This is a genomic window from Pedobacter kyonggii, from assembly GCF_004310665.1.
GTDB classification, from domain to species: domain Bacteria; phylum Bacteroidota; class Bacteroidia; order Sphingobacteriales; family Sphingobacteriaceae; genus Pedobacter; species Pedobacter kyonggii.
Window position 1 is genome coordinate 70,787 of sequence record NZ_SIXF01000006.1, and the last position, 26,718, is coordinate 97,504.

Annotated in this window: 11 protein-coding genes; 2 read left to right on the forward strand and 9 right to left on the reverse strand. The window is 40.8% G+C overall.

Annotated elements, in window-relative coordinates; all coding sequences use genetic code 11:
• Positions 1–28 precede the first annotated feature (28 nt).
• The 9 genes from EYS08_RS08625 to EYS08_RS08665 form a co-directional block, all read right to left on the reverse strand.
• On the reverse strand, positions 29–1,684 hold the full coding sequence (locus EYS08_RS08625) for a glycoside hydrolase family 43 protein (RefSeq protein WP_131029647.1): 1,656 nt from the start codon (positions 1,682–1,684) through the stop codon (positions 29–31).
• A 712-nt stretch (positions 1,685–2,396) separates the two neighbouring features.
• Entirely contained in the window at positions 2,397–6,539 is a 4,143-nt protein-coding gene (locus tag EYS08_RS08630; protein WP_131029648.1) for a hybrid sensor histidine kinase/response regulator transcription factor, read from the reverse strand.
• 130 nt (positions 6,540–6,669) lie between these two features.
• On the reverse strand, positions 6,670–8,592 hold the full coding sequence (locus tag EYS08_RS08635) for a sialate O-acetylesterase (RefSeq protein WP_131029649.1): 1,923 nt from the start codon (positions 8,590–8,592) through the stop codon (positions 6,670–6,672).
• Between the two features lie 399 nt (positions 8,593–8,991).
• The gene (locus EYS08_RS08640) at positions 8,992–10,677 is read right to left on the reverse strand and encodes an endo-1,4-beta-xylanase (RefSeq protein WP_131029650.1); all 1,686 of its coding nucleotides are present in this window, start codon (positions 10,675–10,677) and stop codon (positions 8,992–8,994) included.
• A gap of 27 nt (positions 10,678–10,704) precedes the next feature.
• The gene (locus tag EYS08_RS08645) at positions 10,705–11,676 is read right to left on the reverse strand and encodes a DUF5627 domain-containing protein (protein ID WP_131029651.1); all 972 of its coding nucleotides are present in this window, start codon (positions 11,674–11,676) and stop codon (positions 10,705–10,707) included.
• 27 nt (positions 11,677–11,703) lie between these two features.
• A complete protein-coding gene (locus EYS08_RS08650; protein ID WP_131029652.1) occupies positions 11,704–13,464 on the reverse strand; it encodes a RagB/SusD family nutrient uptake outer membrane protein in 1,761 nt (586 codons plus the stop codon).
• Positions 13,465–13,485: 21 nt separating this feature from the next.
• Positions 13,486–16,527, reverse strand: coding sequence for a SusC/RagA family TonB-linked outer membrane protein (locus EYS08_RS08655; protein ID WP_208745824.1), 3,042 nt, complete (start codon positions 16,525–16,527; stop codon positions 13,486–13,488).
• A gap of 34 nt (positions 16,528–16,561) precedes the next feature.
• The gene (locus tag EYS08_RS08660) at positions 16,562–18,451 is read right to left on the reverse strand and encodes a RagB/SusD family nutrient uptake outer membrane protein (RefSeq protein WP_131029653.1); all 1,890 of its coding nucleotides are present in this window, start codon (positions 18,449–18,451) and stop codon (positions 16,562–16,564) included.
• 11 nt (positions 18,452–18,462) lie between these two features.
• Positions 18,463–21,636 carry a SusC/RagA family TonB-linked outer membrane protein gene (locus tag EYS08_RS08665; RefSeq protein WP_244215903.1) on the reverse strand — a complete coding sequence of 1,058 codons (3,174 nt, stop codon included), beginning with the start codon at positions 21,634–21,636 and terminating at the stop codon, positions 18,463–18,465.
• A gap of 1,027 nt (positions 21,637–22,663) precedes the next feature.
• Here EYS08_RS08665 and EYS08_RS08670 point away from each other — a divergent pair.
• Complete coding sequence (locus EYS08_RS08670; protein ID WP_131029654.1) at positions 22,664–24,880, forward strand: alpha-N-acetylglucosaminidase; 2,217 nt, start codon at positions 22,664–22,666, stop codon at positions 24,878–24,880.
• Positions 24,881–25,178: 298 nt separating this feature from the next.
• Complete coding sequence (locus tag EYS08_RS08675; protein WP_244215904.1) at positions 25,179–26,708, forward strand: sensor histidine kinase; 1,530 nt, start codon at positions 25,179–25,181, stop codon at positions 26,706–26,708.
• Positions 26,709–26,718 lie beyond the last annotated feature (10 nt).

Here is a 26,718-nt window from a genome sequence, read left to right on the forward strand (position 1 = left end):
CAATGTGTTCAACAGAAACCTGTCTTATTTATTTTTGCTTGTAAATGGCATCATTGCCACTATAATCTAACCATTTAAAAGACGCTGTACTTTTAGTGTTTTCTCCGGATGAAGTACCATAAAGCGCATAAAGTGAGCCGACAAAACCTCCCGCGGTTTCAGTACTCAAAAACTTCCCATCCACTTTATCCTTCAATATTTTCCATTTACCCGGGCTTTCAGCGTACAGAAAATTATAAAGCCCTCGATTAGCTTCTATTTTAAACTGCAGGGTTTTAGCTTTTACCGGAGTTTCAATAATCAAGTCCATACCTTTTGTGGTCCGATTTCCTTTGTAAAGCTGAACGATCTGCCTGCCATCTTTTATTGATTTGCAGATATAGTAAAAATTATATTCACCTTGAAAGATAAGCATCCCTGCTTTTTCATTTGGCTGCGATGCCGTAAAGGTCATCTGAGTTGAAGCGCTACCGGTTAAATGCTGCTGTCTTTTACCGATAAATGCCGGATTTCCCAACCCCATACACGTTTCTGGCAGTAACTTCATTGTTAAGCCATTTTCTTTATCTAAACTATACCAGCTGGTATCATTGGTTCTTAGAAACAATAACGATTGATCAAGTTTTTTATCAAAGGTAGTTCTGTAGGCAAAGTTTCCACTTTGTGGCGGGGCAATCTGTTTTACTTCCTTAAAATCAGCAGTATAACTATATTGAACTTCTTTTTGGTCTGGATTAATGATTGGCCAGCCATCTACCCATTTAACCGGCGCGATAAATGTTTCCCTCCCAGTATTATAATGATTGCCTTCATAAGGTCTTACAGCCAGGAAAATCGCATAAGTTTTACCGTCTGGACCATCAACCAATTCTGCATGACCGGTAGAGGTAATCGGATCTTTACGGTTTGGATCTAAATCGCGTTGTGTCAATATCGGGTTTTTCTCATAAGGAACATAAGGTCCGGTGGCTTGCTTACTTCTTAAAATTACCTGTGAGTGATTAACGGAAGTACCTCCTTCGGCAGCACAGAGATAATACCAATCGCCACGTTTAAAAATGTGCGGGCCTTCAATCCAGACCGGTTTTTTGCTGATGTCTACCCCACCATTTACCAGCTGAACTTCTTCACCCACTACTTTTAAACCCACTGGATCAAATTGAAAAGTACGGATGGTTCGGTGTCCTGGATATAGGGGTTTATTATCTGGCGCATCGCTGTTATAAACGATGTAGGCTTTGTCCTGATCAAAAAACAGTGAGGGGTCAATCCCTCTCACTTGCGGTAACCAAACGGGATCACTCCATGGTCCTTCAGGTTTTTTTGACGTCATTACAAAATTTCCGCGCTTATCGATATTGGTACAGGTCATATAAAATGTCCCTTTATAATAATTGATTGAAGGTGCAAAAAGCCCTCTAGAGGTACGATCACCGAAAAAAGTCATTTGTGACGGGCGATCGATCACATTGCCGATCTGCTTCCAATTTTTTAAATCCTTGCTATGGAACACCGGAACCCCCGGAAAGTAGGCGAAGGTTGAATTAACAAGGTAATAATCGCTTCCCACTTTGGTTACACTGGGATCAGGATAAAACCCTGCCATAATCGGGTTTGTAAATTTAATTTGTCCGTACGAATAGCCAGTATAAAGAAAGGCGATCAATAGAAGAAGTTTTTTCATAAAATGCACGTTGGTTATGCTCAAAACTAACATCTACAGCCTTACTTGCATGAGCCATTTGTTTAAAAGAAAGCTCCAGATGTTTGTTTTCAACCTGAGTTCGATTGATAGAGTCATAGTAAGTATTTTACAGCCGCTTTACGTCATGCGATCGTCATGCTGTCCCGAATGTTCGGGATCAGCATCTTTCCTGCCATTAAGACCCTGAAATGAATTACCTTCGGTGAGCTTGTTAAGGCTAGGTTTACTGCGTAGCTTTCCGCTGCGCTACCATTGACGTTATATTGTAATTATTTAAATATGAATGGTTTATAACAATTTTGCATTTCCGTCCAGCTAGGCCATAGCACCGTCTCCCCGTTCTACTTAAATCCGGCCTAACAAATTTTTCGGGCTGCACTGCCCAAGCCAACCTACTAGCTTCGAAAGAAAAATTTTCAGCCGGTGTTTTTTGTTTCTTTTTGACGCCAAAAAGAAAGAAGCCTGTCCGGCTAGGACTAATAAAATACCCCGTCCTGCGGTCACCCGTCTGAAAGAGGGGAATTACATATCGCACAAGATCAATAATTAAATGTCATTTATATTGATTTTATACAATAAATTATCCGTCAGGATGACGGCACCAATACTAAAATACCTAAAGAATGGCCCTAAAAGCCACATTGTTAATCGAATTCAAGTTTCTTAAACAAGAAATATACTGAGATGGATTTTAAAGCTTCACGCGTTTATCTTTTCGTTTTACATTGATATATTCGGAGGGAAGCATATTAAACTGCGCTTTAAAAAGCTTCGAAAAATAGCTTGGTGTACCAAAACCAGTCATGTATGCGATCTGTGCAACATTGTAATCACTTTTCTCCAATAATTCTACCGCCCTTTCCAGTTTTACGGATCTAATGTATTCGATTGGTGTTAAACCGGTAATTTCGAGCAGTTTGTGGTAGAGAGAACCCCGGCTCATGCCCACATGCCTGCTGAGTTCCTCTACTGAGAGTTCTGGATTGTTAAGCTTCTCATCAATATACTGAACGATTTTATTCAACAACTTAACTTCGCTAGACTCAATTTCGATTTCTTTAGCCTGTACCTGTACCTGTTTAGAATACGCATTTTTTACCGAGCGATTAAACAACAATAAGTTGTCGATTTTTGCATGGAGAATATCAAAATTAAAAGGCTTGGTGAGGTAGTCGTTGGCACCAGATTTCAGGCCTTTAACCTGATCCTCTTCTCCACTGATTGCGGTTAACAGGATAACTGGGATATGACTTGTTCTTTTGTCTGCCTTTATTTTCTGGCTTAGCTCAATGCCATTCATTTCCGGCATGCTGATGTCGGTAACAACTAATTGCGGGTGCCCGGAAAGCGTTTTCTGCCATCCTTCTTTACCGTTTGATGCCTCTATAATATGATAAAAAGGCTGCAGACTATCTTTTAGGTAAAACCTAAATTCCTCATTGTCTTCAACCAAAAGGATTGTGGGCATCTTGACCTCATTAGTTGTTGATTCAGTAACGGATTCATCCAGTTCTTCGTTCGTAAAACTATAGGCTGTATCATCAACCTCCTGATCATTTTCTTCATCCACTATCTCAACTGGCATCGAAACCAAAAATGCTGTTCCTTTTCCAAGTTCACTTTCTACGGTAATCTGTCCACCGTGCAGTTCTACAAACTCTTTTACAATCGACAACCCGATTCCACTGCCTTGATTTAAGATAGAACTCACATTGTTATCCATAAAAAAACGATCGAACACCCTATCTTTACTTTGATGTGCAATGCCTATCCCTGTATCAGAAACTTCAATACAAAACACAGGCTTAGTCTGATCGGCAGCGGATCTTAGGAACATGTTAAGAGATACTTCCCCACCTTCTTTTGTAAATTTAAATGCATTAGAAAGCAGATTAAATATAATCCTTTCCATTTTATCCTGATCAAAATGCGTTTTCAGTTTTTTAATATCGCTGTTAATGCGAAGTGAAATTTTCTTACGTTCCGAAAGATCCTGGAATGCTTCTGCGGCTTCACTGATAAAAGTAATGAGATCGGCCTCGCTCAGGTTCAACTTCAGTTCCTGTTCTTCCATTTTTCTAAAATCGAGCAGTTGATTTACCAGATTTAACAGTCTTCGCGCATTTCTACGGATCATCTTTACCTGACCGGCTACAGCAGATTCCTGTTTAACGGCAAGCAACTTATCAACGGGTGCCAAAATCAATGAAATCGGTGTTCTAAACTCATGGCTTAAATTGGTGAGGAATTTGATCTTTTGTATATCTAACGCATGGGCACGTTCGGCATCCTTTCGCTGCTGCAGGATCTTTTGTTCAGCATTGATCTGGGCTTGTTCAATGGCAAGTTGCTGTTTAATGCGCTGAATGCCCCGTCGCCTAATGGCAAATAAGATTGTACCAATTAAGACTGCATAAAAAACATAAGCATAAATCGTTCTCCAAAAGGGTGGTTGTATATGAACAGAAATTGAAGTGATTTTATCACTCCAAACCCCGTCATTGTTACTTGCCCTTACCTGAAAAATGTAATCTCCCGGGTCCAAATTTGTATAATATGCTGTTTTCTCTTTACCAACTTCATTCCAACCATCATCCAAGCCAACAAGGCGATAAGAATAGTGGTTTTGTTGGGGCGCTGTGTAATTTAACGCTACATAACTAATTGAGAAATTTTGCCCATAACTCAGTTTAATTTTTTTTGCAAAGCCAATTTGCTCTTGAATAGGTGATTTTTCACCAGGAAGTACAACAGTATTGGCTACCTTTAATTCGGTAAGCAGCACATTTGGAACCACATTATTGGTAGGCAATTCGAGCGGATTAAAATAATTGAAACCGTCTTGGCCGCCAAAATAAAGCTCACCATCTGAAGTACTGATTCCCGAACTCAATATAAAAGGACTGTCTTGCACTCCATTGGGACGTCCGAAATTTTTTATTTTTTTTGTTTCTGGATCAAGACAACTGATGCCATTATCGGTACTGAACCAAATCAGTCCGTCTCTGCCTTCCAATATTTTGTAAACAATAGCATTAGGCAAGCCGTTTGTTTCGTTAAAATTGGTAAATTTTCCGGTACGGCGATTGAAAAGATCGAGCCCTGCACCATCGGTTCCGGCCCATATATTCCCCCTACTATCACATAACAAACTCAATACCACATCATTAGAAAGCCCACTATTTACTTTTCGATATACTTTAAATTTCCCGTTGTTGCGTTGAAATACGGCTATTCCCGTTCCGCTGGATGATATCCACATATTTCCGTAAGGATCTTCAACAATTGCACGTATAAAACCATTGCTAGGGAGAACCATAGGTGGCGAGGATTGAGTGCCGTACCGGGTAAATGAATTCGTCTTATAATCAAATACATTAACACCAGCTCCGTTTGTACCAATCCATATCAAACCCTTGCTATCTTCTTTGATAGCGAAAATTTCGTTTTGGCTAAGATCAGTTGCCGATGGTCCGGCCAGGAATTGTTTGTAAGTTTTGGTTTTGGGATTATAGGCAAACAAGCCATGCTGATAAGTCCCCACCCAAAGCGTGCCCCTTGAATCGAGCATTAGCGTAAGGATGGACAATGGATTTCGGGAAAAATCTATTTTGCTCTTAATGTCAATATGTTCGAACACACCTTTATCACGATCGAAAAAGTGTAATCCCCCACCATCAGTGCCCACAAAGATTTTTCGTTTTGAGAATTCGGCAAAGGAAGTGACAATGGGTGATGAAAGTCCTTTAGGATCAAACGGGCTGCTACGCTTTAGATTAAACAGTGCTAAATTTGGATCGAATTTATTAACGCCACCCTGGTAGGTACCTAGCCAAATAATGCCATTATTAGCCATACAAATGCTTCTAACCGACTTATGACTAAGACCAAAGGTTTCGCGTTTGTTGGGACGAATGTTTGAGAAAAGCTCGGTGGCGGTATCGAAAATAGTTACCCCATCCTCGGTTCCTAACCACAATTTACCTCCTTTTTCCAATCTGGCAGCATAAATAATGTCGTTTGAAAACAATTTATCACCCGATTGCAAAAAGGATTTGAAATGCTTTTCATCATCCAACAACATATTGAGGCCATTATAGGTACCAAAAAATATCCGGCCTTTTTCATCCTTCACAATAGTTTTAATGAAATTATCAGTAAGGCCTGAAGGGTCATTGGGATGATGGATAAACTTCTCGGTGGCACCAGTGGTTAAATTAAGCGCCAAAAGCCCTAAATTGGTGCCGATCCATATCTTATTACCACTACCTTGAAGAAAAGAAAGCACGCTGGAACCGTTGCCCATCAATGCACCGATACCTACATTTTTTACCTTAAACGTTTTGGTATTGATCACCCGGTAGCCACCAAAAGTGCCTACCCAGATATTTCCGGTTCTATCTTCGTAGAGTGTTAATACATTAAATGGGACGTTACGATTCGGGATACCTTCACCTACAAATGATTTAAATGTATTTTTCTTAGCATCATAGTAAGCCAGGCCTCCTCCGTTTGTACCCACCCAAAGTCTTCCTTTCCGATCTTCTAAAAGTGCCGAGATATTGTTAGACGGAATGCTCGTACTATCGCCACTTTTAGTGGTATAAACGGTAAAATTGGTACCATCGAACTTATTCAGTCCATCGCTGGTACCAAACCATACAAGGCCATTATGATCTTGCAGGATTGTATTTACAGTATTAGAAGAAAGGCCATTTTTAGTATTAAGGGTAATGAAATTGGGGTTACCTTGCCCCTTTACAATAGTGCACATCAATAACAATATCCCTAGAAGTGACATTGCGCTTATACCTGATACTCGTTTTAACATCATAACAATAGATTCACGCTTTAGCGATCTGGATTGTGATTTGTACTAGTGCAGGGCTCGCTTAGCTTGCCTTGGTACACTGTGGATTTATATTTGCTTTGTGCGTAAATATAGTTAACACCCCTAATTTAAACTATTTTATTTCAGCCTCGAACGGAGATGCCGGCAAGCCCTCTGCATTGTACAAATTTGCACCGTCGGGATTATCCGCCCAGGCGTATCGAACAGCAACAGGGCTGGCAATGCTATCGTTCCAAACAATTACAGTATTACCTTCAATTTTAGCCTTGGCCCAAATATATTTTTTATCGGCACCTGCAATGGCAAAATGATAAAGTTCGGGTTCGTCTTTTGCAGTTAGTCCACTTCCCACATGATCAAAATGCAGAGTCACCTTATTGCCTTGCACTGTTGCTGATCTGTAGATCGGACCTGAATAAACGATGTTTTTTTCACCATAAATGAGCTTATTGGCCCATAAAGCCAAGCGCTCACCAATTGTTTTTTTATTCAGGGGATGAATATCATTCCATTCGCCGGCACCGAGCCCAACAGACATTCCTGTATTTGGTACTTTTAAGGTTTGGAGTTGGCTCTGCCGAAGTTGTGCCCAGTCGCTCTCAACGGGAACATAATCAACCTCCATATAATTGGGTAGTTGTGCAAATAAAAACGGAATATTGCCTAAGCCCCATTTATTCCTCCAATCGTTAATTAGTGCAGGTAGCAGTTTGGCGTATTCTCTTGGCTTGCCTGCATTTGTTTCACCCTGGTACCATAAAAAGCCACTTATACTATAATTGATTGCAGGTGCAACCATGGTATTGTAAAGTCCTGTAGGAGAACTTTGGGCCACAATTGGCTGGATAATTTGTTGCCCTGACGGGGAATAGCTTGGTTTAGGAAATACCTGGTTCACCTGGTAATCCCATTCGCCTCTTAAGTCAATTATCTGTCCGTTGGCCTGTAGCGAATAATTTTTATCAGGCACAAAGCCACCTTTGCCCATTGTATTTGTAACTTTTACTAAAATGGTGTTTTTTCCAGGTTTTAACAGGTTTGCTGGCACATTGTATCTTCTTGGAGGATACTGATAAGTGATATTGCCCACAAAAACGCCATTTACGAAAGTGGAATCAGCATCGATAATACGCCCCATAAAAAGTTTTGCCTGTACGCCTGTCATCCCCGCAGGAACATCAATTTCCTTTTTGAAGGACAGGATGCCATTTAGGTTTCTCACACCCTGATCTGCCCAATAGCCTGGCATCCAGAACTTATGCCATGTTTTTGGCACATAGGAAGATTGCAAGCTTTTACCTGGTATTGGTAGCCCCTGTTTTTTTAGGTTGTTCATATAGGTGGTATCCCGAAAGTTTTTGATCTGGGCTTCAACTGAAGGAAAACCTTTAAACGCATCCATACTCATCCATGCCTCTATTGGTGTTCCACCTACGCTGGAATTAATGATCCCAATAGGAATTTTGTATTTTTGATAGAGTTTCTTTGCAAAGAAATAAGTAACGCCTCCAAACTCAAGCAATTCTTTACCTGATGCCAACTTCCACTCCCCTTTTGGTAGATCCAGTGATTCTTTGGATACATCAGCTTTAGTGGGTACAAAGAAATTCCTGATCTGGGGAAAATTATCGTTCTTAACTTCGTTTGGATAATTTTCCTTCAGTCTTTCCATTGCTAACACCATGTTAGATTGTCCGGCACAAAAATATACGTCTCCAATTAAAATATCGGTTAATGTGATCAAATTCCGCCCTTCAATGGTCATGGTATATGGGCCCCCGGCTTTCATTTTGGGAAGCATAATCAACCACTTCCCGTCGTTACCGGTAATTGTCTCAAACTTTCTATTGTTGAAAGAAAGTTTAACTTTCTCATTTACATTGGCCCAACCCCAGATCTTTAAATCTGTATTTCGTTGTAGCACCATTCGATTACTGATTAGCTGTGGAAGTTTTACCTCAGCTTTTGTCTTTAGGTTAGTGAACAAGAATGTAACGAGCAAAGCGCAAAGCGGAAGATAAGATTTTACGGTCATGCTTATAAAGTCTGGAAAATATGGCAATAGATAATTTTCGGGGAAATGTAGGCTCTTACAAACCCTCCCCCAGTCTCATCACAGAAATACATCTTTTAAAGCATCAATATCTGGTTATTTCTTTTTAAAAAAATCATGCTCATGTAAAGCCCCATACCTGAGTAATTTCTACCCGAATATATCATTTACTTTCGAAAAAAACAATCGGTTGCATAACTATATTAAATTTGTTATAATCTAACTGGTAAATAGCGGACAGGAAAACGAAATGGTAAATTATGCGGATGGAAGAGGTAGCATAAACTGCAATTAGGCCTTAGTCAACTTCATTGGTAATTTCCAATAAAAAAAGCCAGGAAAACGGTTAACGTTGTTCCTGGCTTTAAGCGCGTAGTAAATTTATTTATTCTTTAAGCCTTCGGCTGTGCCAACATAGGCTGGTTTTCGCACAAAACCTTCTGTCCACAAGCCAATTGGCTCGCCTGCCCTCCAACTTGAGGTAGCTGGACTATCCTGAGGCGCCCATACAGTAATTCCATATCGCTGAGCTGCCGGAATAAGCTCAAAGTATTTCTTAATTACATATTTGTACATCTCAGCTTGAGCTGCATATTGCTCAGGTGTTGCCTGTGCAGTTTTTATATTTCCTGTAAAACCCATATCCAATTCTGATATTTTGATCAGCTTACCAGTTGCGGCCAATAATTTGAACATTTCTTCAATCTTGGCTTTATCAGAAGTAGCTACAATGTGCATTTGGGTACCAATACCATCTATTTTTGCGCCTTTACCTTCCAAATACTTTACGTATTCAATTAATCCTTTGCATTTATCGATGCTATATTCGAGGTTATAATCATTAATAAAATGGATATCAGTCGCATTACCATACTGCCTGGCCAATTGAAACGCCTTTAGCGCATAATCTTTCCCCAGGTAATCTTGCCAAAAGAATTCATCAGCAGCAATGGACGTTCTACCCGCAGCAGTTTTAAGCTCCGCTGGTTTTGCATCATCCATTGGCTCGTTTACCACATCCCAAGCTTTAACATAATCTTTTGAAGCGGTAACGATACCTTTAATCCAGGTATCTAATGCAGTAGTTAAAATGGTTTTTTTCTGCTCGGCAGTTTTTTCTACAATTGTAGTGCCGCCAAGCGGGTTGTATTTTTTAAGCGTGATATTATCGAAATAAAAATTAGTTGCTGTTTTACCCAGATTAAAAGCCAAAGCACCGCTTGTTGCAATGTCTGTAGTAACTGTAATTTCTTTCGTATAGGTTGTCCAGGTTGGTGTTGAAGAAATTGCACCAAAAAAATCATAAAATTTGTACGCACCAGGTGTAGTATGGGCCTGCGTAGGATAAGATGCAGCTACATCAGAACGCACATTCATTTTAAGCTCATATTTCTCTCCTACTGCTACCGCTGGAAACTTAAGAAATAATTGCGCATCATAATCGTTGGCCCGCACTGCCGAGTTACTAATTTTCAAAGCCCGTCCTGTACCGTTAAAGCCTTCGCCAGCTGCAGTAAATGAAGCAATGGCATTGGTATTGGATTGATAAACTGAGGCGTTATCGGTTTCAAAATCGGCTCCGATGACCAGGTCCCAGGTAGGGCCACTGCTTGAAGGCGTAACCACCGGGGCAATCAGTCCTTTTAAATATGTTGCATTTTGATTGGCATGCCAGGCCAAGGTATGCCCAAACACGGTGATGCCGGCTTTAGATGCTGTCTCCAACAAGTTTTTCACATTGGTTAAGGCCAAACTTCCGTCAGCCTGTACAACGGCACCGTGTTTCATCTCATAACCTAGTGTAATTTCATCAAAATTGCTGTTAATGAGCCTGTAAATTACGCCTTTGGAGAGATAAGGTTGCAGACTGGCTCCGGCACCAAATTTAAATTTAGGATTTGCTGTTCTATCAATATAGGTTTTTAATGGCTGATAAGCATCGATCTGCTCCTGGGCCGCGAAGCTTGTAGGTTTAGCCACCTGAAAATCGAGTGCCTCGTATTTGTGGCAGGAAGCAAGCAGTATTGCCCCCGCCAGACCAAATGCTATTTTGTATAATCGTTTCATTTTCTCAATTTTTTGATTAAATATTAGTTATTTGACCGGCGTAAATGTTTCGGCTTTCACACCACGGTCGCGCATTACCAGGGTATCTACGCTATTCACCGTTCTATCATTCAGATCGATCTGATAGTTCAGATAAAGGGCATCTCGATCCTGGCTACCCCAGCTGTTTTTCTCGCCCCTTTTAACAAATTTTCCAGTGCCACTCGCCGTAAAGCTGGCATCAGCAGCTGCAATTGTACAGTTGCCCGTGTTGTCAAAAGTTAACAATAAGGTTCGGCTGATGCTGGTTCCGCCTGTTACTTTAAATGTGACAGGAAACTCGGCCTGGGTTAACGAACGCGTGTTTAACTTGTTGATTTCATCATTCTCCACATATTTCATATGGCGAACTACAGTTTGATTGAGTGCGGTGTTACCACCTTTGCCGGCAATCACATCCTTTCCTCTTCGGAGGTAAAAACCCTGCCATGTATTGATATACTTTACGGCATACAAGGTGTATTTTTTTTCAGGCAAGATCTTTTTATTCTGATCAACACTGGTCATCGTTAAAGGGATCACATAAGTGGTATTGATAGCCAATGGGTCTGCGAAAAAAGCATCGGTTAGCTGTACATCTATTCCACCTATCAAACTTCCTTTCGGGATAACAATTTTGTTAGCCGCAAGTGTATAATAATTAGTCGGCATGGGCCTTACAATACCGCTGTAGGGCGATGGAAAAGATAATCCCTGCGTTAGCGCATTATCCACACTAATACCAATGGTAATATCTTCATTATTTGAGTAAACTCCACCAACTGTACCCATAATCTGAAATCTATGTTGGTTATCAAGTGAAGTATCAAAAATATCTTCGCCCATGGTGATGGTCCGAATCGGTCCCTGATAGGCAAAATAAACGGTTTGGGTATCATTATCTGGAAATGCCCATTCTTCGTTTTTGCAAGCGCCAAGTGTTAAGACCAGCGCAAGTAAAATATATACTTTATTTTTCATGATGTTATTTGTTATAATGAATGAATATTACCATCCCGTATTTTGTTGCAAAGCATTGTATTTTAGCGTTTCGCTGTAAGGAATTGGTCCAAATCTCATATATTCCTGATAGCTTCTTGCTTCTACATTGATTTCCTGATAGGTGCCTTGCGAGATACTCACCCCTTTCACCGGCTCGGTTAATGCTGCATTCCATCTACGAAGATCCCAGAAGCGGAATCCTTCAAATGCCAATTCTAACCTACGCTCATTCCTAATCAATGTTCTCATGGCATCTTTATCTCCTTTAACCGACTCGAGGTAAGCATCACCGTTTGTAGTTCCTACACCGGCCCTGGCACGAATAGCTTTAATGATATCATAAGCAGAATAGGGATTGCCACCATTTGCTGTAGGCCCCCATGCCTCATTTGCTGCCTCTGCATAGATCAGAAACATTTCCGTATAGCGGATATGTGGCCTATAGTGTTTCTGATTATTTACGGTTGGTGTACGACTAACATCCTGCCTTAACAATTTTTTCATGTAGTAACCAGTTCTTGTAGAAACTTCTTTTCTATTCAATCCGTCATCATTCGTTGCCACATCCGTTGTGGTATTGATTACTTTGTTTGTTGGCCCGATCGTATTTCCGTTGTACACTATAAATTTTGCTAAACGCGGATCTCTACCCGTAAATGGAGCAGCAGGATTATATCCGCTCTGTGGCGTGTTGGCAATTGGATAACCGTTTTGCATCGGAAAAGCATTAACCAGATTTTGAGTTGGGTTTATGCGGCCCTGTCCAGACAAGGTTGGTGGATAGTTAGCAGCTTCTAAATCGCTATTTGATCCAACATTTGTACGCCAAAGCACTTCTCTGGGACTAGCGCCAGAAGCCAATGCATCAATTTCTGCTTTGTTATCATACCAGGTAACACCATTAGGATCTAAGTTGGCCAACCAGTTATTAAGTGTAAGTACCTGTGCTGCGTAGGTGGCGGCATCGGCCCATGTGGTAGAATTACCTGTACTGAAAGCCGGACTTGCGCCCATTAGTGCTACGCGGGCACGAATGGCTTTAGAAATACGACCCGTCATGCGCTGATTAAAAAACTTACCAAAAACCCGGTTATAAGTCTCTATATTAACTCCGGCATATTTTGTCGGGATCTGACTGGTGCTATTGATATCGGCATAATCTAAAGGAAGCAATTGTTCTGCCTTATCCAAATCACCATAAATCTGTTTAATACAGGCATCAAATGTGGCCCTTGGCTGGTTAAAGTTAGAAGCCGGTGTTTCAGGTTCTAGCACAATAGGGAAACCATATAAATTACCCCCTACTTTTCCGGCATGCGCCTGTAGCATATACGACATAAGGTAGGCTCTCAAAGCATATGCTTCACCCTTTTGCCTATCATTAAACATCCTGCTCAACACCGGGTCTTTAGAATCCCAAAGCACCTTATCTGTCTCTGCCAAAAATAAGTTGATATACTGTATACCTGCTCTTGCATTGGTCCATTGATCTAATGGATTAAATGCAGCCGACCATTGTCCGGTGGCAATTTTCCTAAAATTATTATTGATATCATTACTTACTGCATCATCGGTAGCTACATCATTAAAAGACCAGCCATTTGATGGAAGCCTTGTGTAACCATTTAGCAATAACCCATGGGCAAGTGCGGGTTCGGTATAGATGTTCTCAAAATCTCCATTATTTTGTGGAGCGGGGTCAGTAAACTTTTTACAGCCCGAGAGCATCACAACGACAACTATAAATCGTATTAATATTCTGTTCATCTTTTCTAATCTAATATTCAATTAAAACATTGCCTTTACGCCCAGGTTATATAACCTTGTTTGTGGGGCACCCCCTAAATTCAGCTCAAGTATTTCTCTTTCCTTCGCTATTGTTAAAAGATTAAATCCTGCCACATAGAGCCCCAGTTCTTTCAATACTTTACTTTTGAACAATTTATCGGAAACTGTGTAGGAGATTTGAACTTTAGATAAATCAAACCGGTCTGTGCTGTACAACCAGAAATCAGACGCTCTGAAATTATTATCACCATTTAAAGTGGTAAGCCGCGGAAAGGTTGCCGTATTTTTTGTTTGAGGTGTCCATCTGTCGCGCACCACTGCCGAATACTTATCGCTTCCGTTAACCCAAAAATAGTTATCGCTTTTCATGGCACTTCCACCGAAGCGGCCCGTACCCAACACAAATAGGGTAAGATTTTTCCATTTGGCAGTTACGTTCAATCCTGCTGTAAACGGAGCACCGAACCATCCACCGCGACCAAGATATACCTGATCCTTATCGTCAATGATTTTGTCACCGTTCTGATCAATATATTTAATATCGCCAGGAGCTAATGCTGATCCAAATGCTGGTTTTGCGCTATTAACTCCATCGGCCGCAGCCACTTCACTGGCATCCATGTAAAAACCATTGCTTTTTAATCCCCAGATAGCATCGAGTGGCTTGCCAGCACGGTATTGATAGCTGTTTTCGTAAGTTAACAGATCGGCGCGTTTAGTTGCTTTGGTTGTATAATATGTTCCTGACGCTCCAAAAGTCCAGTCAATAGCGCCAATACGTTTGTTAAAATTTAAGTAAAAATCCAACCCGGTACGCTGATCATTATTATAATTGCTGTAGGGAACAAAAGAAGAACTCGGAAATCCGGTAGTGAAATAGTTTGGATAAAGAACATTAATCTGACCGATAATCCCGGTGATGTTATTTCTAAAAACATTTGCTCCGAAATTAAACTGATTTTTGAACATTCCGCCTTTTATCCCGATACTGATTTCTTTCCTTTTAGCGAAAGTTAAATCCATGTTGGATCCACGGCGCGAATCTGTAGACTGTGTACCTGTACCATCATTCCAACCATACCAGTTACCCCCTGTGCCTGTATAAATGCTCTCATAGGCATAATACTCATCAAAATCAAGATCGGTATTTAAAATACCTGCTGATGCGGTTAGCGTTAGGTCGTTAATGAACGAAACTTTTTTCAAAAATGGCTCTTCGCTAAGGTGCCATCCAATAGAAGCTGCAGGAGAAAGTGCAATCCTGTTTCCTGGTGGCATTTTTGGCGAGCGTACCACAGCTCCGGTAATTTCGGCAAAATACTTACGGCTGAAATCATAATTTAACTGCAATCCTAAATTAGAGTTTGTTGTGGGCTGGTAGATTTCAGATTGCGATTGACGATATGCCGCAGCCAGCAATACTGCTGAGATATGATGATTATTACGAATTGTAGTATTGTAGTTAAATTGACCAGATAACGAAATAGTCTGTCTATAATAACTATCTGCAATGTTCTGAACTCCGGTTTTAGTATCTTCTCCCCAGCGCGTTAAGCTTCCAATCATCGTTGTACCAGCGTAGGTTGTCCAATTAGGCTGGTAAGTTGCATATCCGTTTCTATAACCCTGATTGTAGCTGTTCAGGTAATCAACCCCCATAGTGGTACTAAAGGTAAGTCCATTCAAAATTCCTTTCAAATCAGCATCGATACCAGTGGTAAACTGAAACTGGCGTTGTACAAATTTATTGTTACCACCTGCATAAATGGCCGCAAAGGGATTTGTTTGATCTAATTGCGTACCACCAAGGATGTATTGTCCATCAATAATTGTAGCGTTTTTAATCATCGCCCTGCTCACCTCATCGCTCTGTTCCAATAAATTGATTGGGATTAAGGGTGTAAATAAATGAGGGCGCAGGGTTGCAGCGTTAGCCCAGTAGTTTGTATTTACTCCGCCACTGCTAGAAAACACAGCGCTTGCATCTACCCTGGCTTTTAATGCTTTGGTTAGCTGCATATCAACATTTCCGCGGATGTTAAAGCGTTCTGATGTATTATTTTCTTTTGCTTCGCCGAAATTAAGCAACGAACCTGTAGATACAAACCCAACATTGGTGTAATAGCGGGCACGATCATTCCCTCCTGAAATTTCTGCCACGCCATCATAGCGCGAAAAACTATTTTTGAGGTATTCTGAAGCGTAATAATCTACACTTGGATAACGATAAGGGTTAACACCAGAGTGATTATAAATAGTTTCCGGAGTATAAGCCGCTGCCAAACCATCATTAGATAAAGCCTCATTATACAAAGTCATGTACTCGGAAGAGCCCAGATATTGAGCGAATCTTTTTGGCGTATTTAATCCGATATTGGAACGAACGTTTATTTTTTGCTTGGTTGGCGTACCCCTTTTTGTGGTGATCAGGATTACTCCTTTTGCACCGCGGCTGCCATATAGAGCAACGGCCGAAGCACTCTTGAGAAAAGTGATCTCCTCAATTTCATTTGGTGTAACACTGTTCACATCCCTCGGAACTCCATCAACCAATATTAACGAGGTGTTCATGCCCCAAAGGTTGTTGCCATTAAAGCCCGGAGCAAAAGCCTCTAGCCCGTCCAATCCATAGGTTATAAAGTTTTTCTCAAAGAGTTGTGCCAGGTTAACGCTTGAAACGCCAGCAGGAAGATTACTTTCGGTGGCATTTTTAAAACCCACATTTATTAATCGATCCTCTTTAGTTAAGGTAACCTGCTTTAGGTTAGCTAATGCGGTTACCAGCAAGGTTTTATAACCTTTAGCATTTACCGTAAATGCGCTATTCTCCTCTACTGATAAAGAGAATTCACCTGCCTGGTTTGCTATGGTGAGCACCTCGTTTCCTTCAATCGTTATGGATGCCCCTTTTATCGGATTTCCATTGATATCCCGAACAACAGCTTTTATAGGTATCTTAACGGCGTCCTGACCTTTGATTACACCGACAAACAGTGTAAAAAAGACACACAGCGCCAATGCATTTCTTAAAAATTTCATCATTCTTGTCTTTAATTATTTGTGATCATGAACTACCTTACCATCCAGGGTTTTGCGCAAACTCCTTATACATGTTTACATCTGCTCGTTTAAGTGGCAACCAATAATGCTTTTCACTAAACGGACGTTGCAATATTAATCGCTCGCGATAGTTTACAACCTTGTTTAATTTGGTATCTACCGTAGGGCTTAAAGGGGCAGCGCGATCAAATTCTGCGGCTGTTTTTAAGGTATAAGGCACTTCGGCGAGCAAATGCCAGCGGCGAAGATCATTAAACCGATGTCCTTCAAAGGCAAGTTCAACAGCGCGTTCGCGTCTTACTTCTTTCATAAACTCTGTTGCAGATACTAAAAACTGTGGGGCAACACGTCCAACACCAGCACGATCTCGGATTACGTTGATCGCATCTACGGCAGTTTTGCTAAATCCCTCTGCAGTTGCACTTGGGGAGTCGTACCCTGTTGCAACCGATTCTGCGTACATCAGGTAGACGTCGGCCAAACGCATATATGAAACCTTAATATTCAGGTTCTGTCCATAATTCCAGCCCTGATCAAAGTTATTGGCAGTTCTGGGCACAAATTTGAACATCATATACCCTGTACGGCTACCAGAACGTTCATCTCTATAACTTCCGTTGGTGAACAGATTTGCATATCGGTGTGGCTCCATGTTCGCGGCTAAAGTTCCCTGTACCACTTTAACTCCATCATATATAATATCATTATAAAACCTTGGATCGCGATCGCGCCAAGGAAATTGCGGATCATATCCTGAGCCACTAGGATCAGCCTGGGCAGAATTCGAAATGGGCAAACCATTTTTCATCCCATAATAATTAACGTAATTTGCGGTAGGCGCAAATACCAGTGCATCGGCACCTACAATTGCGGGTGTATATTGTTTTGCAGTACCATAGGTTGAACCATGTGCTCCCCAGTACGGCCCTCTAAATATGGCTTCAGTACCTCCCGGGATCAAGAAATTTTGACCGGTTGTGTAAAAATTGGTGCTGTATTGTGCAAAAGGCAATAACTTATAAGAAGTAGCCCCACTTTCTGTCAGTTTCAATAGCTCGGCAAATGCAGCAGCCGCTTTTTTACTCAGCTCTACATTGTAGGTTTTGCTTCCGGTAGATTCCAGGTTCATTAATGGACTAGCGGCCCACAGATAGTTTTTACCTAAATAACCTAGCGCCATGATTTTATTGATGCGCAACTGATTTTTACCCAGGGTTTGGATCCCGGCTGTTGTATTGTCCCAATTGATTGGCAAAAGATCAGCGGCGGCTCTTAAATCTAGTGCTGCCTTTGCTGCGCATTCCTGATACTTAAGCCTTGGTAATCTCAATTCTTCATCGGCTGGCAATACCTTATCAATGTATGGTAGCCCCCCAAAATATTGCATGAGCTGGAAATGGAACCAACCTCTAAAAAATAATAGTTGACCTCTGATCAGGTTACGTTCTTCTTCAGTCGCGTTTACCATTAGGTTTAGGTTATCGAGGCCTAAATTCGCTTTACGAATGCCATACCAAGCCAGTGGATAGAGGCCCTTAGTAAAACGATCGTTATTTGTATTCGCGTTGGCATTGTCTAAAAATCCAGCTCCCCATCCATCAAACTCTCTCTGCCAGCCCCAAAAATCGCCATTATCTATTTTGTTAACCAAATGGAAGTTTTGAACTGTAGACTGGATTTCGTCTTCACCCCAGTTGAAACTGTTGGTCCAATACCTGTTGGTAAAATCTGGAATACAATTATATAGCTCCTCGGTAAAGCCCTGAAAACTACGAAAGTCTTTGAAAGCAGATTCTGCCGACACAGTTGCTTCAGGATCTCTGTCTAAATATTTTTTACAAGATACCATGCCGGTTCCCGCCCAAATCATTCCTATTAATAATAGGCGTGTTATATATTTTTTCATAATGATCATGTTTAGAAGATGAAATTAGCGCCTAGATTATACCGCTTTACAGTAGGATAAGCACCCTGTGAGGCCCATCCTTGTCCGCCAGCGCTTTGATAATTTGCTTCACGGTCATCCGGCATCTTAGTCCACACGTATAAATTGTTTCCATTTAGGAATATACGTATACTTGAGATTCCTGCTTTTTTAACCCAATCTTGCCTAAAAGTGTAAGCAATCTCCGCATTTTTTAAGCGCAGGTAAGATGCATCATAGAAGTACCTGTCTCCTGTGTAAAAACCCGCTGGCGTTGTTTCCCAACGAGGCATCGGACCATCAGGGTTTGTATTGTCTTTTGACCAATAACTTCCTTCATCATAGGCAACTGTATTCTTTCCTGAAAAAGATCCGAGCACTACCTGGCGGGTAACATTGTTCACACCGTAAAACTGAGCAAATGCACTAAATCCTTTCCATTCAAAACCTATAGTTGCATTGTAGGTGTTTTCAGGAGCACCAGAATAACCATAAGGAATATTATCATTCGCATCAATTATCCCATCAGCATTGTAATCTACCAGATGATAGTTTCCTGGGATTTTCAATTGGTCGTTGGCATTGTGCATGGTACTTCCATAAAGCTGATCCCAAGTATTGTAATAACCAGCGCTCACATAAGAATAAGCCTGTCCAATCTGTTTATCAAGAGGCTTAGCATATAACGGTAACAATCCGGCAACATCAGCATAGATAACTTTGTTCTTGGCATGAGTATAATTGATATTGGCCCACGCAGTAAAATTGCTGGTGATTTTTTTGTTAAACCGGATATCAATTTCATAACCTCTGGACTGCACTTTCCCAACGTTAAACGTAGGTGGTGTGGCACCATAGTAACTTGGAACAGCACGAGTGTTGGTAAGGATATCGCTCCTATTGTCCTGGAAGAAATCTACACTTCCAGAGATCATGTTTCCAAAAAATCCAAAATCAAGCGCAATATTCTTCTTTACAACCTTTTCCCAACGTACGTTTGGATTACCTACCGAAGTTTCCCTATACCAGTTGTAAGGACTATTCTCTGCAGCTTCACCAGTAATACCCAGTGGCGTAGTGCCTCCAAATGCCCAGTTCGTTAAGAAGGCAAACCTAGGAGAACCACCATCATCACCGATTTCGCCATACGATCCGCGTAATTTCAATGAATTGATGAATTTGATCGGTTTCATGAATTTTTCTTCAGAGATCATCCATCCAAGTCCTCCTGAAGAAAAGAAATCAAAACGATAGGCTGGTGCAAATCGCTCAGAACCATTGTAAGCTCCGTTATATTCGAAACTGTACTTCCCTGCATAATTATATGTAGTACGGAAAACCCAGTCTTCACGATAAGAAGGAATGATACTTCCAGTAGCTGTGTTATCTCTGCTCCAAAGCCCCATAGCCGTTAAATTATGCTTTTGAGCAATGGTTTTGGCGTAATTGATCTGCATTTGAGAAAACATTCTGCGGTAGGTTGCACCATCGTTAACGTCACCTGCCCGGCTTGCCCATCTTACACTTTCCCTCCATTCCAGCTCTGTTGCGGCATCCTTGGTTTGCGAATAACTTACTATTCCTGTTTCAGGGTCGATATATTTACTTAGTGTTCCGTTATTCCGGTCATCAATTCCACGACCAGCTTCGATAAATGTATTATCGATAGAAAGTGTTCCTTTTAAGCTTAATCCTTTAACAAGAGAATTTAAGCTTTGATCTAAGGTAAAGTCTGTGGTGATGCGGGAAGTTGTGGTCGTTTGAAGACCACTGGTAGACAAAATCCTAACAGAGTTTAAACTCTGCTGTTCATTGGGCTTGTAGTACCCCCATGTGCCATCCGAATAAACAGGAAGATAGAGATTTGGTGCTGCCGAATAAGCAGCTGTCCAGGTGTTGTAAGGGTTAACATCAATCCATGGGCGCTCTGATGTACCTCTTGAGCCTGAGATATTTGTTCTGAATACCGTTGATGGTGTTAATTGAAAATCAAGATTACTTCTTACGTTCAATCTTTTGAAACTGTAGCCACCGCTATAACCGCGATCGTTACCAAACCGTCTGAACAAATCTCCTTCATCAAGGTAATCTACAGAAGAAAAATACTTCACAAACGATGTTCCACCACTTACGTTAAGATTGGCATTGTAAGACATTGCATTGTCTCTAAACAAGGTATTTACCCAGTCTACGTTTGGATAACGCTCAGCTTCTTCGAGATTGGCTGGCGAGCGGTATTTTTGCATCACAGCTTCAGGAAGATATGAACTCCAGGCGCCCGGAGCTAGTGCTAATTCGTATTCGATTGTTCGGTTACGCACCTGGAACATATCATACGAATCGAGCTTACCAGGCAATTTAGATGCAGATTTAACAACTGTATTCGCAGCTGCTCTGATTTCTGCCTTCCCTTCACGCCCCCTTTTGGTGGTAATCAAGATTACGCCGTTTGCTCCTTTTACCCCAAATACCGCAGTGGCTGAAGCATCTTTAAGTACAGATACTGAGGCCACAGAGCTGATATCGATGTTATTTATCGATCGTTCAACTCCATCTACTAAAATAAGCGGACTGGCATTGTTCCAGGTACTGCGGCCCCGAATAAGAATCTGAGGATCTTCATCCCCTGGCATTCCAGTGCTGGCGGTAGTGATTACCCCTGGCAAATTTCCAGTTAATGCTGCACCTAAACTAGATACACCACCTGTTCGTTCCAGTACTTCACTTGTGGTTTGTGTAATTGCGCCAACAACACTCTGTTTCTTTTGAACGCCATACCCTACAATTACTACATCGCCCAATTGATCTGAGTTGGATTTCATGGTTATGTTTACCGTATTTTTGCCGGCAATACTCACATCCTGAGTCTTCATTCCTATATATGCAACGGTAAGCGTCTGCCGATCAGCAGGCACCTCTATAGCAAATTCTCCATTTGTGCCAGTTTGCACTTTAGAATTAGTACCTTTTACAGTAATAGTAACTCCTATTAATAGCTGCTTTTGTTCATCAACTACCGTCCCGGTTATTTTTCGCCTTTGTTGTGCGGCAGCGGTATCAATCAACAGCGCGGAGATAATCAGTGTTAAATACATCACGAGTAATAACTGCTTTACTCCCCGATATCTGGAGCGCGCATCATTACCCATATTGGTTATTTTTTCCATTATTTAAAATCATTTAAAGAGAAATAGATTTGGATAATTGTATGCCAGTCCTAGTTAATTAGGATCACCAAAACAGATTTTTCAATTGTTTTAGATAGCGTAGAGCGGAGTAACCCCTCTTTGAAGTAGTAGTAGTTTTTAGTCATAAAATTTGGTTTATTTTGGTTAGGATTAATATTCGATACTATTGAACGAATTCAATCTGTATCGGTGTGAGATCGATTTGGATTTAACCAGGTGCTTTCATGAGCGTTTGTTCAGTTTGGTTCATATTTATTTGGTTAGCCCCTTACTTTAAAAACCAATTCTAGCTTTCCTGATAATTGAACAATCTGCCTTTGGCATCACACTGAGATTTAAGATCAGCGTTAAGCGCTCGTAGTATAAGTATTGGCGTACTTACTTCAGCATCATGTTCGAACGGAAAGGTAATAGTTTTACCTGTATTGAGTATTCGAAGCTAAGACAACTACAATTTTAAGGATAGCACAATTGTTTAAATTTATACCCAGTTTGTTTAAGTGGTGTAGAAAGTGCCTTTATGCACCAAAAAAGCATTAAAGTGATAACATCCATTTTATTTTAAACACAATTGTCTTATCCATATTAGCGTATAGGTCGGGTATAAATCTAATGTGTATCGTATTTTAGCTATTATACGTCACGCTGTTTTCCATTTAGCGAAGCTATATTTACATTATATAGTGGACAAAAATGTGATTTAACCTGCTCAAAAGTTTCTTTAGCTATCTTCTATCTAAAGAAATAATCTTAAATAAAATCATCACAAGAGAAAAAGCAACTATGGACTTCTCTCCAATATTAATTGCCTTTGTAACGATAGCGAATATTCCAGTAAACAAAAAAACGGCACAACAATTACTAAACCAGATAATGGTTAAAATATATTTTATGGCGCCAGACTATACCTGCCCCATTATTTATTATCTGTATATTGAACCGCTAATAATTTTTTAATACCGGGATAACAAAAGCCATGGTTATCCCTCAAAATAAAAACAAACAGATGAAATATAAAATATACTTTCTTGCGGCATTTTTGGTAATGGCATCTGCTAAAACAAGGGCACAAACTTATCTTTCTTCATCAGCTGAACTGATCAAAAGGGTTCTACCCAAACAGCATCAGTTTTTTTTAATCCAAAGCATCGTTTCTGAAAACGGCATGGATGTCTTTGAAATTGAAAGCAAAAAAAACACCATCATTTTAAGGGGGAACAGCGGTGTAGCTATTGCTTCGGCTTTTTATTATTATTTAACAGAATATGCCCATTGCCAGATTACCTGGAACGGCGTGAACCTTAAATTGCCCAAGAACCTACCGATTGTTAAAAATAAGGTAAGGAAATCTACACCTTACGAGTACCGCTATTACCTTAACTACTGCACTTTTAATTATAGCATGAGCTGGTGGGACTGGGCCAGGTGGGAAAAAGAAATAGACTGGATGGCACTTCATGGCATTAATATGCCTTTAGCTATTACCGGAGAAGAATATACCTGGTATCTTTTGTATAAAGAAATGGGCTTTAGTGATAACGATCTAAAGGATTTCTTTACCGGACCAGCTTATTTTTCGTGGTTCTGGATGGGAAATATAGACGGTTGGGGCGGTCCGCTGCCAGTAGACTGGATGAAAAGTCACTTCGAACTGCAAAAAAAAATTTTGACCAGACAACGTTCCCTTGGCATGAAACCGGTTCTGCCTGCATTTACAGGGCATGTACCAGCTGCATTTAAAAAGAAATTTCCAAATGCGAAACTTAAGGCTACCAACTGGACCAATGGTTTCGCAGACACTTATATCCTCGATTCGGAAGATCCTATGTTCGCAGCTATCGGGAAAAAATTTTTACAGAAACAGACCGCGTTGCTGGGAACCGATCACCTTTACTCTGCCGATACCTTTAACGAAAATGAACCACCATCATCAGAACCTGATTTTTTAGGTAAACTGAGTGCAAGGATTTATGACGGGATGTCGCAGGCAGATCCTAAGGCTATCTGGGTAATGCAGGGCTGGCTATTTTATAGTGATAGAAAATTCTGGAAAGAGCCCCAAACAGAAGCCCTTTTAAAAGCCGTACCCAACGACAAGATGATACTGTTAGACCTGGCCACAGAAATAGAACCGGTATGGAAACGCACTTCGGGTTTTTATGGAAAACCCTGGATCTGGAATATGCTGCATAATTTTGGCGGAAATACCAATCTTTTTGGCCGGATGGACGTAATTGCCACCGCACCTGCACAAGCCTTAAACGATTTGCAAAGTGGTAAGATGAAAGGTATTGGCCTCACAATGGAAGGTATTGAACAAAACCCGGTATTATACGAGTTGATGATGGCCAATGTTTGGCAATCGAAACCGATAGATCTAAAAACATGGCTACCTAATTTTGTTTTTAACAGATACGGAAAAAACAATCCCAATGCGCAAAAAGCATGGGAAATTTTAAGAAAAACAGTATATAATGTGCCGCAAGATAAATACATCAGAGATGGCGCAGAATCTATTATTCAGGCACGCCCCACACTTGATTCACTGACCCGTTGGGCAAAAACGACATTAAATTATCAGGAGCGAGATCTGTTACCAGCTTGGGATGAACTCATAAAAGCCGCGCCTACCTGTGGTAACAGTGATGGTTTTCAGTACGACATCGTGGATGTAACCCGACAGGCCATGGCAAATTATGCCTTGCCCCTACAGCGAAATTTTGTAACCGCCTACAAAAAAAAGGATATGGTTACCTTTAAAGCAGAAAGCCAAAAATTTCTTCAGCTTATTGACGATATGGACAAGCTATTAGCTACCCGAAAAGATTTTATGCTTGGTCCGTGGGTTGAGCAGGCAAGAACATGGGGAAACAATCCAGCTGAAAAAGCACTTTACGAAATGAACGCAAAAGATTTGATTACGCTATGGGGTGATGAAAAAAGTCCGTTAAACGAATATGCCTGCAGACAATGGAGTGGTTTGTTCAATGACTTTTACAAACCGCGATGGGCGCTTTTTTTCAAATATGCATCAAAGGCCATCGACGATCAAAAAGAAATCGATATCAAACAGTTTAACAGGGAGGTAAGTGCCTGGGAATGGAGCTGGGTAAACCAAAGGAAAGATTACCCCTTAAAAACAGTTGGCAGTTCAGTAAGTATAGCCATTGAAATGCACAAAAAATACAGAAGTATAATTGAGAAAGCGCATCAGTATCGCTAAGCTAACATTAGTGGGAGCATTTTTCACAGCTTATTTATCTATATCTGACCCGAATTTCAAAACAAGACATTGAGAGTTAGGAGCTCAAAAACAGCGCCTTCGGACACAGAAAAACTGATTGCTTTCAAGGCCTTTGTCTGCTTTAAGGTTTTTTTGAGTAATATGATAGCATCACTTTATCCACAGATTAAAAAAAATCATTATTATAAAATCTATCTTTTTTTAGCGACCAAAAACTTTAAATCTTTAAAAACCAAATTGGGGCATGTATCGTTTATAAAAAATAAATTTTATCAATTTGGGTAAGGAAAATCATATCAATACGAAAAAAATAAATACGCCATTGGATCTTGACGTACTTTATAAGGTTTTAGATGCATCTGTTACCGGAATTGTTATCACCGATAATCTGCTGCCAGATAATCCGATAATCTACTGCAACCCTGCCTTCGAAGAAATTTCAGGGTATACAAGGAGTGAAATTATTGGACATAACTGCAGGTTCCTGCAGGGTAAGGACCGTAACCAGCCTGAACGTAAAGCAATTTCGACGGCACTCGCCTCCGGAGAGAGCTGCAGGGTCGAGATTAGAAACTATACCAAAAAGGGGAAGTTGTTTTATAATGAACTGTATATTTCCCCGGTAAAGGGCGAAAATGGTCAGATCACGCATTTTATTGGGATACAGAACGACGTATCTTCAAGGCGAAGGACACAGCAGGAGCTCGAACTTGTGCAGGAGGAGACCGAACGCAAAGTTGAAGAAAGAACCAGAATGTACAAGGAGAGCCAGGAATACTTGAGCAGTATTGTGGAAACCATTCGGGAGAGCCTTGTTGTAATGGACAAGGATTATAAGGTTTTAAGCGCCAACAATCATTTTCTCAATACTTTTAAGGTTTCTATAAATGAAACAAAGGGTAAATTGCTTTACGATCTTGGTAATGGCCAATGGAATATCCCGGAGTTAAAAAAAATGATGGAAGAAATCCTTCCTACGAACAATCCGGTATTGGATTATGAAGTAGAACACGATTTCCCTCATATCGGCAAAAAACTGATGCTGCTCAATGCCCACCGTATTGAGCTCGAAGGCAGATATAAGGACTGGATATTGCTCGCTATAGAAGATATTACCGATCAGCGGGCCTTACAGCAGCGTAAGGACGACTTTCTTTCTATTGCAAGCCACGAGCTTAAAACACCATTAACTACGATCGTGGGTTATATGCAGCTTATGAACAGGATGATGCCGGAAAATGCGAGTGACAAGTTTAAAGGAGTTGTAGAGAAAACCGGAAAATACATTCAGCGCCTTAACCAGTTGTTGTCCGAACTTTTAGATGTATCCAGAATACAGACCGGCAATATCACCCTGCACCGGGAAGAATTTGACTTTGATAAAATGGTGGCTGAAACTATCGAAAGCATCAGGGCCGCAACGCCATCTAGAAAGATATCCCTTACGGGAAAAATCGGCAGAAATTTCAATGGGGATGAATCCCATCTAATCCAGGTTGTTTCCAACTTATTGAGCAATGCGATCAAATACTCTGCTGATAACACCAAAATCGAAGTCCGGGTTTCTTCCATCAGCGATTTCATTAAGGTATCTGTGGAAGACAAGGGAATGGGCATTAGCGAGGATGAGCTGAATAAGGTTTTTGATCGTTTCTATCGCGTCGGTGAAGTGCAAAAACATTATCCTGGAATGGGAATTGGGCTTTATCTATGCCAGCAGATCATTACCAACCACGGTGGTACAATATGGGCCGAAAGCCAAAAAAATACCGGATCTACGTTCAGCTTTACTTTACCAATGTATTAACTAGCCCTAT